Origin of the sequence: Methylobacterium sp. Leaf108, assembly GCF_001423265.1 — a bacterium.
Lineage (GTDB): Bacteria > Pseudomonadota > Alphaproteobacteria > Rhizobiales > Beijerinckiaceae > Methylobacterium.
Map to the genome: position 1 here is coordinate 411,864 of NZ_LMND01000012.1, position 13,408 is coordinate 425,271.

Sequence of the window (13,408 nt, forward strand, 5' to 3'; positions counted from 1 at the left end):
GCGGCCATGTCGGACGAAGCCAAGGTGGCGCAAGAGCGCGACGATGCCCGTGACCGCAAGACCAAGGGTCTCGACCGCCTCGCGTCGGTGACCCTCGACGAGGATTCGATCGGTCGAGGCAACCCCGACCAGGAGCACGAGCGCGCCATCGCGATCTTCGACATCCTGGAGGACAACCACTTCTCGATTCCCGGACGCGAGGGCCCCTTCGCCCTCACCCTCGGCCTCGTCGAGAACAAGCTCTCCTTCGCGATCCGCCACGAGAGCGGCGGCCCGGCGATGACCCACCTCCTGTCGCTGACCCCGTTCCGGCGGGTGATCCGCGACTACGAGATGATCTGCGAGAGCTACTTCAACGCCATCAAGACCGCCTCGCCGACCCAGATCGAGGCGATCGACATGGGCCGGCGCGGCCTCCACAACGAGGCCTCCGAGCTGCTGCGCCAGCGCCTCGAAGGCAAGGTCGACCTCGACCACGACACCGCGCGCCGGCTGTTCACCCTGGTCTTCGCCTTGCACTGGAAGGCTTGAAGGCGAGGCCCTCGACCGCACACGGTCGAGGGCCTCGCCCACGCGCGTGGCGACGCACAGTCGCGCTTTGCACCCGCGTCGACCGTCGGGGTCGTCGGCTCACAAGGACCGGTCTCCCCATCGAGACCCAAGGCAAGGCAGCGGATGGCGGACGAGGGCGGCCCGGGCAAGAAGAAGCGCGTGCAGTCGGTGCTGTTCATGTGCAACTACAACGCTGTGCGCTCGCTGGCCGCCGAGGCGATCGCCCGCCACTACTTCGGCAAGTCGACCTACGTGCAGTCGGCCGGGGTGCGCACCGGCGAGCCGGCCGATCCGTTCATGGTGGCGGCGCTGGACGAGATCGGCATCGACGCCTCGCGCCACAAGCCGCGCACCCTCGAACAGCTCGAGGAGTGGGAGGGGCTGAACTTCGACCTCATCATCACCCTGGCGCCCGAAGCCCACCACGCCGCGCTGGAGCTCACCCGCACCAACGCCGTCGAGGTGGAATACTGGCCGACCCCCGACCCGACCATCCTGCAGGAAGCCTCGCGCGACCAGCGTCTCGACGCCTATCGCGATGTCCGCGACGGGCTGATCTATCGGATCAAGACGAGGCTGAAGCCATGAGGGCCCTCCCGCGACGGGCGATGGCGACACCCTCGTGGCAACGAGCCATGGCTTTGCAGAGATGTCCTGTGAGGTGTTCATAATACCAGCGGCCTTCGACCAAGATCGGTTGCAAGATCGATCGAAGGAATGCGTCACCCGCTGGACGTGCCGCCGTGCCTGGACCAGTGGCGAACCGACAAAAGAGTCGACGACGACGACTGCTGGTCGGTGCAGGCGCTTGACTTCAACAGGTCGAGGCCTTTCATCCGAGGAGACGGCACAAGCGCGCACGCCCTCGACGGCGGCCAGGCATTGCCGACAGGCATCGAGGAGACACGCACCATGGCAGCAGAAGACATCGTCATCGTCGGCGCGGCGCGCACCGCCGTCGGCTCGTTCGGCGGGGCCTTCAACACGGTCCCGGCCCACGACCTCGGCGCCGTGGCGATCAAGGCGGCCCTGGAGCGGGCCGGCGTCTCCCCCGACGACGTGGACGAGGTCATCTTCGGCCAGGTCCTCACCGCCGGCGCGGGCCAGAACCCGGCCCGCCAGGCCGCCATCAAGGCCGGCATCCCCGAGAAGGCCACGGCCTGGGGCCTCAACCAGGTGTGCGGCTCAGGGCTTCGCACCGTCGCCATCGGCATGCAGCAGATCGCCAACGGCGACGCCACCGTCATCGTGGCCGGCGGCCAGGAGTCGATGTCGCTCTCCCCCCACGCGCAGTACCTGCGCGGCGGCCAGAAGATGGGCGACGTCAAGCTCGTCGACACCATGATCAAGGACGGCCTGTGGGACGCCTTCAACGGCTACCACATGGGCACCACCGCCGAGAACGTGGCCCAGGCCTTCCAGCTCACCCGCGAGCAGCAGGACGCGTTCGCGACGGCCTCGCAGAACAAGGCCGAGGCCGCCCGCAAGGAAGGCCGCTTCAAGGACGAGATCGTCCCCGTCACGGTGCCGGGCCGCAAGGGCGACACCATCGTCGACACCGACGAGTACATCCGTGACGGCGCCACCGTCGAGGCCATGGCCAAGCTGAAGCCGGCCTTCTCGAAGGACGGCACCGTCACCGCCGCCAACGCGTCTGGCCTCAACGACGGCGCGGCCGCCATCGTGCTGATGTCGGCCTCGGAAGCCGAGCGCCGGGGCATCACGCCGCTGGCCCGCATCGTCTCCTGGGCCACCGCCGGCGTCGACCCCAAGGTGATGGGCACCGGCCCGATCCCCGCCTCCCGCAAGGCGCTCGACAAGGCCGGCTGGAAGGCGTCCGACCTCGACCTGATCGAGGCCAACGAGGCCTTCGCCGCCCAGGCGCTCGCCGTGAACAAGGACATGGGCTGGGACACCGACAAGGTGAACGTCAACGGCGGCGCCATCGCCATCGGCCACCCCATCGGTGCCTCCGGCGCCCGCGTCCTCGTCACCCTGCTGCACGAGCTCAAGCGCCGCGACGGCAAGAAGGGCCTCGCCACCCTCTGCATCGGCGGCGGCATGGGTGTCGCCATGTGCATCGAGCGGGTCTGAGCCACCCGCCAAGGCCACCCGCCAAGGCCACCCGCCAAGTCGCGGCGCCGGTTCGGGAATTCTTGACGGCGCCGCAAATTTAAATGGGTCGCGTGACGGCTGCCTCGCCCGCTAAAGCCCCACGCGACACCGGCTTTCATCAGCCTGCCAACTTCATAAACCTGCCAAGAAACAACAATCGGAGGATATCATGGCTCAGGAACGCGTCGCCCTCGTCACGGGTGGAACGCGCGGCATCGGCGCCGCGATCTCGAACGGCCTCAAGGCCAAGGGCTACAAGGTCGCCGCCAACTACGGCGGCAACGACGAGGCGGCCGCCGCCTTCAAGGCCGAGACCGGCATCCCGGTGTTCAAGTTCGACGTCGGCGACGCCGCCGCCTGCGAGGCCGGCATCAAACAGGTGGAGGCCGAGGTCGGCCCCATCGACGTGCTGGTCAACAACGCCGGCATCACCCGCGACGGCGCCTTCCACAAGATGACCTTCGACAAGTGGCAGGCGGTCATCAAGACCAACCTCGACTCGATGTTCACCTGCACCCGCCCCGTCATCGAGGGCATGCGCACGCGCGGGTTCGGCCGCATCATCCTGATCTCGTCGATCAACGGCCAGAAGGGCCAGGCCGGCCAGACCAACTACTCGGCCGCCAAGGCCGGCGTCATCGGCTTCGCCAAGGCGCTCGCCCAGGAAAGCGCCTCCAAGGGCATCACCGTCAACGTGATCGCGCCGGGCTACATCGCCACCGACATGGTGATGGCGGTGCCGGAGGACATCCGCAACAAGATCATCGCCACGATCCCGGTCGGCCGTCTCGGCGAAGCCGAGGAGATCGCCCGCGCGGTGGAATACCTCGCCGCCGAGGACTCGGGCTTCATCACCGGCTCGACCCTGACCATCAACGGCGCGCAGTACATCGCGTGATCGCGCAGTGCGGGGCGGCTGCGCCGCCTCGCACCCTGACACGAGACAGGACATCGAAGGCGGCGACCAAGGGCGCCACCGCGGCGGTCATCGGCATCGTCGATGACACCGCGCCGTTGTTCCGGGGCGCCGGCGTAGTCGGCCACGGATGACCTTAGCCTCCGCCACCCTCGTCGGCTCGGGTGCGATCCTGCTGTGGTCGCTGCTGGCCCTGTTCACGGCCGCATCGGGCGATGTCCCCCCGTTCCAGCTCGCGGCGATGACCTTCGCCATCGGCGGGCTCCTCGGTTGCGCAAGCTGGCTCGTGCGGCCGTCCGGGCTGAAGGCCCTGGTGCAGCCCTGGCCGGTCTGGCTGCTCGGGGTCGGCGGCCTGTTCGGCTATCACGCCCTCTATTTTACCGCCCTGCGGCTGGCCCCGCCGGCCGAGGCGGGGCTGCTCAACTACCTGTGGCCGCTCCTCATCGTCCTGTTCTCGTCCGGACTGCCCGGCGAGGCGGGCCTGCGCCGTGGTCATGTGGTCGGCGCCCTCCTCGGGCTTTCGGGGGTGGCCGCCCTTTTCGCCGGGCGGGGCGACCTGCAGTTTCCGGCCGGCGCCCTGCCGGGCTATGCCGCCTCCTTCGCCTGCGCCTTCGTCTGGGCCGGATATTCGGTGCTGTCGCGCCGGTTCGGGGCCGTTCCCACAGATGCGGTGGCCGGGTTCTGCCTCGCGACCGCGGCCTTGAGCCTCGCCTGCCACCTGGCCTTGGAGCGCACGGTGTGGCCGGCGGGTGCGGGACAATGGGCGGCGCTCGTCGCCCTCGGGCTCGGGCCCGTGGGCGCAGCCTTCTACCTGTGGGACGTCGGCATGAAGCGGGGCGACATCCGGCTTCTGGGCGTCTGCTCCTACGCCGCGCCGGTCCTGTCGACGCTGATCCTCGTGGCCACCGGATATGCCGATGCGACGCCGGCGCTGGGCCTCGCCTGCCTCCTCATCGTCGCCGGCGCCGTCGTGGCGGCGCGGGCCGCCGTCACCCCCGCGGCGTCGGGCGCCAGTCCGGCGGGGCCATCTCGAACCCCTCGAAGGTGAAGGCCGGGGCGACGGTGCAGCTCACCAGGGTCCAGGCGCCGAGACTCGTCGCGGTCTGCCAATGGCCCTTGGGCACCACGATCTGCGGATGCTGGCCGCGGGCGAGGTCGGGACCGAGGTGGCGCGCCTCGGCGTCATGGCCGTTGGGGCTCACCGTGATCACCATCGGCGCGCCCGCGTGCCAGAACCAGATCTCGGCGGCATCGACCCGGTGCCAGGCCGAGGTCTCGCCGACATCGAGCAGGTAGTAGATCGCGCTGCCCACCGCGCGTCCCCCCACGGCCTCGGCATCGCGAAACGTCTCGCGGTAATGGCCGCCCTCGGGATGCGGCGCGAGGCCGAGCCGGGCGATCACCTCGGCGGCGGCGAGCGTTGACGTCATGACCTTGGTCGCTCCTATGGATTGCCGGGGATCGCCCCTTGCGGGATCTGCAAGCCCTTGGGTGCCGTGGCTTCGCCCTCGGGCTTCGCCCGACGCGGCTTCGGGGGGGATTTCGACGCGGGCTTGGCCGTGACCGGATCGGCCTTCACGGCGGGCGCCTCGGCGCAGTCCTTGAACGGCAGGCGGGCGACCGTCTCGCCGGCCTCGGAGACGACGACGAAGGCATCCGGCAGGAGCGGCAGCACCTCGTCCCAGCGGATCGCGGCGCCCAGACGCGCCTCCAGCGAGGCCGGCGTGCCGCCCCGGCGCAGGGCGGCGAGATCGGGGCCGTAGGCGGTCGCCGCCCGGTCGCCGACCACCACCTGCAGCACCCGCGTCGTGTCCGGGGTCAGCGGCCGCAGCGGGTTGTCCACCGAGACGACGCCCGAGCGCGTCACCCACACCGCCGCGCCGGTATCGGCCGTGTAGCGGGCGGATTTTCCTTCGCACAGCACCGTGAGGTTGGGCGGGGCCGCCGGTTCCGGCATGGGCTGGGCCGCCATCGGCGTCGCGGGTTCGGCCGGCACGGGAGCCGGCTTCGCCGCCGCCGGCTTGCGCCGCGGCTTCTTGGGCACGGGCGTATCCTGGCCGGGCGCCTCGGGCTGTGTCGCCGGCTCGCCATCCTGCGCCGGCACCGGAGCCGGCCGAGCGAGCACGAATCCCCCGACGAGGACCGCGAGGGCGGCCGTCCGTATCCGATCGATCATCGCTCGGCGTCGTCCCGGCGTCGCGGCGCCTCGGCCCGCCGGGAGGCCGCGATCTGCAGCTGCGACTCGATCGGCTCGAGGTCGAGCACGGCGCCGCTGCGCCGGTCGATCGGGCTCGGCAGGGGTGCTTCGATGTCGTCCATCAGCCCGTCGTCGCTGGCCTGTTCGATCCTGTGCTCGTTCGGCAGGCGCAAGGGCGGGCGGCGAGAGCGTGCCGCCATCGCCCCCACCGTCACGCCGGAAATGGCAAGGGCCACGACGGCGACGAGGATCAGAACCGTTTCCATGCCGGGGACAGCGTTACCCCAGGACAGCGTCCGTTGCACGCACGGAACCGCAAGCGGCCGAACCCGACCGCCCGGCGCGCGGCGGAACGGTCCTTGCGTCACGCAGGCCTCGGGTCGGGCCGTCGCCGGGGTCGCCACACGGATGTCGCCGACGCCGTTCCATGGTTCCCGTCGCGTTCCGGCCCCGCTCACCCTATGCGTGGTGACGACGCTCTCTTCCAAGGTTCTCGATGCGCATGCTCGACCGCAGCCCAGCCGCCCCGCACGCCCCCGACGCGCTGGAGCGGGACCTCCTCGCCCTCATCGAGGATTCCCGCGAGCAGGCCAGCGACGATCCCTTCCGCAACCCGGTCCTGGCGGTGACCCTGGCGATCACCCGGATGCTCGACCGGGACGAGATCGGCGAGGCCGACCTCGACGGGTTGTTCGCCCGCCTGCGCGAGCAGTCCCTGGCCGAGCGCGCCGCCCGCCTGCGCGGCTACGTCGGGCTCGACCGCCACGCTTCGGATGCCGGCATGCCGGCCCGGATCGTCGGCGCCGTCCCCAGGGGCGCGAACGATTTCGAGACCCTGCGCGGCCTCGTGGGCCGCACCGCTTTCGCGGTGGTGTTCACGGCCCATCCCACCTTCGGCATGCCCAAGGCCGTGGCCGGCCTGATCGCCAGGGCCGCCTCCGAGCCCGATGCCGGCGCGCGCAGGCCCCTGGTGGCCGAGGCCGCCGCCCTCTCGACCCGACCCGACGCCAGGATCAGCCTCGACGACGAGTTCGAGCAGGCCTGCATCGCCGCCAACCACGGCCGCGAGGCGCTGGACGCCTTCAACGGCGCGCTGCTCGACGCCGCCCGGGCGCGCTGGCCCGACCGCTGGACCGAACTCGTGCCCAAGCCCTTCGCCATCGCGAGCTGGGTCGGCTGCGACACCGACGGGCGCACCGACATCGGCTGGTGGGACACCCTGCGCTACCGCATCGAATCCAAGCGCATGCAGCTCGACCGGCTGATGCGCGACCTGCCCGACGTGCCGGCCACCAAGGTGGTACGGACCCTGGCCCAGGGCGCGCTGGCCGCCGTCAACCGCCAGCTCGCGGTGGCGCCGCGGCTGGGCACCAAGCCGACCCTGGAGGCGGTCCACCGCTTCGCCCTCGCCCTCATCATCGAGCGCGAACGCGCCCAGACCGATGCCGGGCCGATCCTGGCGGGGCTCGCCGGCGCCGTCACCGTGGCCGAGAGCGACGCGGACCGGCGCGCCATCGCGGTGCTGCGCTCGGGCATCGCCGCGCACGGGCTCTCGAACGCCCTGCCCCACTTCCGGCTCAACGCCAGCCAGATCCACAACGCCGTGCGCCGGGTGATCGACCTCGAGGGCGAGCCCACCGACGCCGCCCAGCGCCGGTCGCACCTCGCCACCATCCACGCGCTGCTCAACGACGTGCAGCCGGTCGACGTGGACTTCGGGGCGCTGGCCGCCGAGCGCGCCTCGGCCGCCCGGCTGATGATGACGATCACCCAGATCCTCAAGCACGTCGACGGCACCCACCCGGTGCGCTTCCTCATCGCCGAGACCGAGACCGGCTACACCCTGCTCGCCGCCCTCTGGCTCGCCCGCCACTACGGGATCGCCGACAAGGTCGAGATCACGCCGCTGTTCGAAACGGCGAGCGCACTGGAACAGGGCATCCGCGTCCTCGACGACGCCCTGCGCAATCCCCATTGGCGCCAGTACCTCAAGCGCATCGGGCGGCTGACGGTGCAGTTCGGCTACTCCGATTCCGGCCGCTACGTCGGCCAGCTCGCCGCGAGCTTCTGGATCGAGCGGCTGCGGCTTCGCCTGTCCGAACTCATGGCGCAGAACGATCTCTCCGGCATCGAGCTCGCGATCTTCGACACCCACGGCGAATCGATCGGCCGGGGCGCACACCCGAGCTCCCTGCGCGACCGCCTCGCCTATCTCGCCCCCGAGGACGCGCGCCGGCGCAACCGGGCCAACGGCATCAGGGTGCGCCTCGAATCGAGCTTCCAGGGGTCGGACGGCTACCTGATGTTCGGCACCCCGCCGCTGGCGCAGGCCACGGTGGAGCGCATCGCCGAGCACGTCTTCGCCCTCGACATCGCCGACGAGGACGCGTTTGCCGACTACGTCCTCAGCGATGCCCCCGACGGCGCCGACGAGACCGACGACCCGATCTACGCCGAGGCCGATTTCGCCACCGAGTTCTTCACGGTGGTGCGCCAGGACATGGAGACCCTCGTCGACGACACCGGCTACGCGGCGCTGCTGGGCACCTTCGGCCCCAGCCTCCTCGACCGTACCGGCTCGCGCCCGGTGGCCCGCCAGAGCGACGGCGGCGGGCCGGCCATGATCACGCATCCGCGCCAGATGCGGGCGATCCCCAACAACGCGATCCTGCACCAGCTCGGGTTCCTCGCCAATTCGCTGCACGGCATGGGCCGCGCCGCGGGCCGGGCGCCGGACCTGTTCCGCGACATGCGCCGCGATTCGGTGCGCTTCTCGCGTGCCTTCCGCATGGTCCAGCACGCGGCCGCGGTCAGCGACCTCGACGTGCTGCGCGCCTACATCGACACCCTCGACCCGGCCGTGTGGCTGGAGCGGGCCCGGCGCACGCAGCGCGACGCGCGGCGCGACGAACTCGTGGTGATCGCCACCGCCCTCGACCGCCTCGACCTGGCGCCGAAGCTGCGCCGTCTGTTCGGCCGCCTCACCTGCGACTGGCTGAGCCTGCAGACCGCCGCCCCCGACCTCGGCAAGATGTCGCCGCGCCTGACCCTGCTCCACGCCATCCGCCTCGCCCTGATCCACCGGATCTGGTTCCTCGCCGTCCACATCCCCGGCTTCCGGCCGCAGTCGGGCATCACCCGCGAGGCGCTGATCGAGCGCTTCCTGCGCCTCGACGTGGAGGGCTGCCTCACCCTCCTGGAGGACGTGTTCCCCGTGACGCCGGACCCGACCCTGGGCCTCAACTTCGGCGAGCCCGCCGGCCCGCGCGACGTCGGCACCTACGAGGCCGAGCACACCACCCTGTTCGCGCCCATCGGCCGCTCCTTCGCGCGGGTGCGGGAACTGAGCGGGATGATCCAGCACGAGGTCGGCGCCTTCGGGTGAGCGGTCGCCCCCGGAAGGCCGCCATGCTTTGATCCCTCGCGCCCCGTGCGAGGCGAAACGTCACGAAGAGCAGCGGCTTCCCGTAACGGGCTCAGGCAGGATGAACGGACCCGACCCCGAGGTCCGGACTGCATGAGGAGCCGCGCTTCATGTGATGAAGACCGTTGTCGTCGCTGCCATGACGGCCTTCGTCCTCGGCGTCGTCCCGAGGTCGTCCGCCATGGCCTTCGAACGCCGCTCTTCGTCTTTCAAACCCCGTCCCTTGGGATCGGAACCCTATCAGCTCAACCGGCGGAAGGCCCGCTTCCGACCCGTTGCAGAAGGTCGGAAGGTCCGCTTCCCGGCACGCGATGCGACAGAGGTATCCGGTCGGGTCGGATGGAGAACAGACGACCAGTTGGTGACCGACCGGCGGCTTCCGTCCGTTCCTGCGTCAATGTCCGCTCAGCACGAGGGTTTGGATGGGTAGCATCAGCGCCTGGATCCGCAGGATCATGGCGTGCACGATACCGGTGGCATCGACCGCATGGAGGACCAAGCTCCTGGTGGTGCCGAGCTTGCCCGACGCGATCAGATCGTGGTTGCTGGTATAGGCATTGGCGATGCAGCTGCTTCCCGGTGTCACGCCTTCGAGCCCGCCCGTGTAGAGCGGCTCGAGAAACACCGTGATCGTTCCGGGGCGAACCACCTGTTGCGCATCGACGAGTTGCTCGCCGCCACGAAACTGTCCGGCTGCGATGAAGTCCTGCACGCTCGTTACCACCATGGGGATGACGGTCCAGGGTTTCGAGACACAGGTGACCTCGGCCAGCATGCCGACCTTCATCACCTGAGCTTCGATCTGCCCGAACCCCGCCGTAATGGCTTTACGTCCTGCACCGTCGGGGATCAGCACGCCTGCCGGTCGCATGATCGGATTGACGATATCGCCGACCCGCAGGGTGAACTGCTCCACGCGTCCACCGACACCGGCCCGGATGGTGGTCTTCGCGATCTCGACGGCGGCTTGGGCGAGAGCAGCTTCCGCACTGGCTTTCTGGGCGGGGAGAAGGCTGCTGACCTGTGCTTCGGCCGTCTGCTTGGCCGCCGTCGCCGCCGCGACCGAGCCGCGCCGGCCGTTCACGACGTTCTGGAGCCGCTCGATCTCGCGAAACGCGACGATCCCAGCGCCTCGCCGGTTCAGCTCCTGCTTTGTTTCCAGTTCGTCGATGGCCTGCTGCAGGCCGCTCCTCGCCTCCTGAGCCTTGCCTTCGGACGCCGCAATCTCGGATCGCGCCGCCACCATGGCCGCCTCGACCTCAGCGATCTTGCGCCGAGCCGCCTCGGCTGCCGCCTCCTGGGTTGCGCTGTCCAGGCGGAAGATGGGTTCGCCCTGCTTGACCTCGCCGCTGATGCTGTTGACGTAGATCTCGGCTACACGTCCGCTCGTCTCCGAGACGATGGGAACGGTCCTGTAGTACAGGGTCGCGCTTTTCGTGGATGGGTGATAATAAAAGATCACCGTGATCAGACCCACGGAAAGCATCAGGCATGAAACGATACCCCACCTCAACTCGAACCAAACCGAGTAGAGCGTGATCTCCCTGCCGAACCGCTTGCCCTGGCCGAAGCGTCGGAAAAGATAGTCCGGCAGGATTGTCAGCACCGAGCACAGCAAGATCTCAAGCATGGATCAGGTCCTCGTTGTGCGTGACGGGACGATCCTCGGGATGGGCCGTGAGACAGGCGGGAGGTCTTCGTCGCCAGCACTGACCGACGCGATGTCCTCTGACACCGCCGCAGCTCCCGTTTCTGGAGGGAGACCCGCGATCCGTTCGAGCGCCCCCGCCATCCGGCTGAGCGTTCCTCCGAAGTTCGGGATGTCGATCAGGGCGAGCAGGAGGCCCATCACCCAGAACAGATGGATATGCGTGAAGAGGGCGAGCAGCCCCAGCACGGCGACGATCTCGAATTGCAGCTTGTGGCTCTTGTGGGCCATCCGTTCGGGCAAGGTGTGCAGGCGCAGGAACAGAAGCCCCGCTGCCATCACCACGACGACGAGGACAACGGCCATGACCGACATGAACACGTCGGTCCCATCTGCCGCTGGCACGAACATCGGCAAATGATGCGGTGCAGCCGGATGAATCGCGTCGGACATGTTGGCCCCCGACAGAAATGGTGACGCAATCGAAACGCGGCTTCGCATAGTTCCACGGCGTATCAAACGCCAGAACCGCCCTCTGGAGGAGCCAAGATACACTCGGGTATTGAATTTGTCGCCCGTATAATTGATTTCCGCCGTTGGATGCTGGTGTTCCGAAGGCGGCGGATTTTTCCCGTCAGCTGCCGATAAGCATCCGACCGGATTGCCGGTTGCATCCGAGGCGCCGCGCAGCCCGACATAAGGGCGATGGCCGTCCGGTTACGAGGACCGCTGAGGGTCTGGACTCGATCGGCACCACAAGGCGATTGCGACGGCTGAGGCACGGTTGCGAGCGAGTTTGTCGTAGGGCGTCGCGGTGCGTCGGCCCCTGTCCGGATTCACGGCTTCGATCGGAGCAGGCGATCCTCGTCCTCCATGAGAAACCTGCGGCGCTCCGCTTCCTGCCCGGCGTAGCGGGCGATGTTCTCGCGGGTGACGAGGATGTGGGGCGTTTCCACGACGCGCGGGACGGTGCCCCCGACCGAGAGGCGCTTGGCGACGTCGAGGCCGATCTCGCCGATCATCGTGGGGAAGATGTCGACCGTCCCGGTCAGCTCGCCGGCCGCGATGGAGGCATAGGCCATGGCGGTACCGTCCGTGCCGAAGACGCGGATGCGCTCGAGCGCGCCCGCGGCCTTCACGGCCTCCACGACGCCCAGCGCCATGGTGTCGTTGTTGCAATAGATCCCGATCAGGTCGGGCGTCCCCGCGATGATCGCGCCGGCCGCATCCAGCGCCAGGCGCCGGTCCCACTGCCCGGAGACGCTCGCCACCACCGAGAAGGTCTTCACCTGCCCCAGGGTATCGCGGAACCCGGCCGAGCGATGGATGGTGGAGAAGACTCCGGGCTGACCCTCGATGACCGCGACCTTGCCCCCCCTGGGATAGTGCGCGATGAACCACCGGGCCACTGCGACGCCGAGGTCGCGGTTGATCGGCCCCACGAAGTGCCGGACGCTGTCGACCACCGCTCCGTCCACGTCGACCACCGGCACCCCGGCCGCGATCGCCTCGTCGATGGCCGGCTGCAGGTTGAAGGTCGAGATCGGCGAGATCATCAGCGCCCTGTAGCGGTTGCCGATCATCGACTGCATCAGCGCGAGCTGGCGCGTCTGGTCGGTCTCGTCGCGGGCGGCCTGGATATCGAGCTTCACCCCGTCGACCAGGGCACGCTGGCGATAGCCGGCGGCCATCAGGCGCCAGTACTCGTTGGCGGGCGTCTTCAGGATGACGCCGAACCGCTCGCCGCGCACGTCGGGCGCGGGCCCGAGTTCGTCGACGATACGGCTCCACCGGATCCGGCTCGGATCGGTGTCCGGATTGAAGCGAGGCTGCTGGGCGAAGGCGCCGGCCAGATGAAGCCAGAACAGAACAGCCGCCAGTCCGAGCCGTGCCATCATCGTCCTTCCCCGAGGGCGACGTCGCAGTCGCAGCGGCCCGGTGGATCCACCGACCCTCCGGTCTTGACGCCGTCCGCCACGCGACCGACGGGGCCGAGTCGCGACGATCGGCGGTGCCAAAACCGCGACAGGCTGCACCGAACCGCCCTGTGGCGATAGCCTAGCGTGATTGCGCTTCGCGGTGGAAGGTTAATCGACGAGGCGGGGGCGACCACGCGCCTGCCTTTAAATTCGGGCCGACAGATCATCGCCAGTATCTCATGGATCGATGTCGGCCTATTTCCGTCGATATTCTGCTTTTATCACCGCTTTATACAAAATATTTAACACCCATTAGCGGATTTCTATTCAAGAGCGGACAAAAACAGGAAAACAACCCATCGTATTTTCCACTTGTTCACTTCGGCTGCCACGGGTCCCCCCCTCCACGGCTCTCGAGCTTGCCCGAGAGCCGCACCCTCGAGTGCCCGAGGCGGTCGGGCCCGACTTGGGTGCGGGAAGGAGGCAGGGAGGTGGGGATGCCTGGTCGACCCGGCTGCCGAGGCCGGCGGAACCACGCCGACCCCTCCCCCTCCCCGCAAGGGCGACGGGACGCGTTTCACCGGCCCCATCGAGCGGGCGACGTCTCGTACGGAGGCCATTTGATGGCTTCGCCATG

At 69.0% G+C, this 13,408-nt stretch carries 12 protein-coding genes; 6 read left to right on the forward strand and 6 right to left on the reverse strand.

Going from position 1 to position 13,408, the window contains the following annotated elements:
- Nucleotides 1–6 precede the first annotated feature (6 nt).
- From ASF39_RS10135 to ASF39_RS10155, 5 genes are all read left to right on the forward strand, one after another.
- Nucleotides 7–531, forward strand: coding sequence for a UPF0262 family protein (locus ASF39_RS10135; RefSeq protein WP_244472342.1), 525 nt, complete (start codon nt 7–9; stop codon nt 529–531).
- A 144-nt stretch (nt 532–675) separates the two neighbouring features.
- A complete protein-coding gene (locus tag ASF39_RS10140; protein WP_055886911.1) occupies nt 676–1,140 on the forward strand; it encodes a low molecular weight phosphatase family protein in 465 nt (154 codons plus the stop codon).
- Nucleotides 1,141–1,464: 324 nt separating this feature from the next.
- Entirely contained in the window at nt 1,465–2,646 is a 1,182-nt protein-coding gene (locus tag ASF39_RS10145; RefSeq protein WP_055886914.1) for an acetyl-CoA C-acetyltransferase, read from the forward strand.
- Between the two features lie 190 nt (nt 2,647–2,836).
- A complete protein-coding gene (gene phbB / locus ASF39_RS10150; RefSeq protein ID WP_055886917.1) occupies nt 2,837–3,565 on the forward strand; it encodes an acetoacetyl-CoA reductase in 729 nt (242 codons plus the stop codon).
- A 148-nt stretch (nt 3,566–3,713) separates the two neighbouring features.
- Nucleotides 3,714–4,631 (forward strand): EamA family transporter, encoded by a 918-nt coding sequence (locus ASF39_RS10155; RefSeq protein ID WP_056283324.1) that lies wholly within the window; start codon nt 3,714–3,716, stop codon nt 4,629–4,631.
- Here the strand turns inward: ASF39_RS10155 and ASF39_RS10160 are convergent.
- From ASF39_RS10160 to ASF39_RS10170, 3 genes are read right to left on the reverse strand one after another with little or no spacing between them, the layout of a single operon-like run.
- Nucleotides 4,573–5,013, reverse strand: a complete 441-nt coding sequence (locus ASF39_RS10160) for a cupin domain-containing protein (RefSeq protein ID WP_056283326.1) — start codon at nt 5,011–5,013, stop codon at nt 4,573–4,575. The genes ASF39_RS10155 and ASF39_RS10160 overlap by 59 nt on opposite strands.
- Nucleotides 5,014–5,027: 14 nt before the next feature.
- A complete protein-coding gene (locus tag ASF39_RS10165) occupies nt 5,028–5,759 on the reverse strand; it encodes a hypothetical protein (RefSeq protein WP_244472343.1) in 732 nt (243 codons plus the stop codon).
- Nucleotides 5,756–6,046, reverse strand: coding sequence for a hypothetical protein (locus ASF39_RS10170; protein WP_055886925.1), 291 nt, complete (start codon nt 6,044–6,046; stop codon nt 5,756–5,758). Before ASF39_RS10170 ends, ASF39_RS10165 begins: the two co-directional genes overlap by 4 nt.
- Before the next feature lie 230 nt (nt 6,047–6,276).
- Between ASF39_RS10170 and ASF39_RS10175 the strand changes: the two genes are divergently transcribed.
- Entirely contained in the window at nt 6,277–9,165 is a 2,889-nt protein-coding gene (locus ASF39_RS10175) for a phosphoenolpyruvate carboxylase (protein ID WP_056283329.1), read from the forward strand.
- Nucleotides 9,166–9,598: 433 nt separating this feature from the next.
- Here ASF39_RS10175 and ASF39_RS10180 read toward each other — a convergent pair whose 3' ends face one another.
- From ASF39_RS10180 to ASF39_RS10190, 3 genes are all read right to left on the reverse strand, one after another.
- On the reverse strand, nt 9,599–10,834 hold the full coding sequence (locus ASF39_RS10180; protein WP_056283331.1) for an HlyD family secretion protein: 1,236 nt from the start codon (nt 10,832–10,834) through the stop codon (nt 9,599–9,601).
- Between the two features lie 3 nt (nt 10,835–10,837).
- Entirely contained in the window at nt 10,838–11,305 is a 468-nt protein-coding gene (locus ASF39_RS10185) for a hypothetical protein (RefSeq protein WP_055886931.1), read from the reverse strand.
- Between the two features lie 383 nt (nt 11,306–11,688).
- Complete coding sequence (locus tag ASF39_RS10190; protein ID WP_210168664.1) at nt 11,689–12,747, reverse strand: substrate-binding domain-containing protein; 1,059 nt, start codon at nt 12,745–12,747, stop codon at nt 11,689–11,691.
- Nucleotides 12,748–13,408 lie beyond the last annotated feature (661 nt).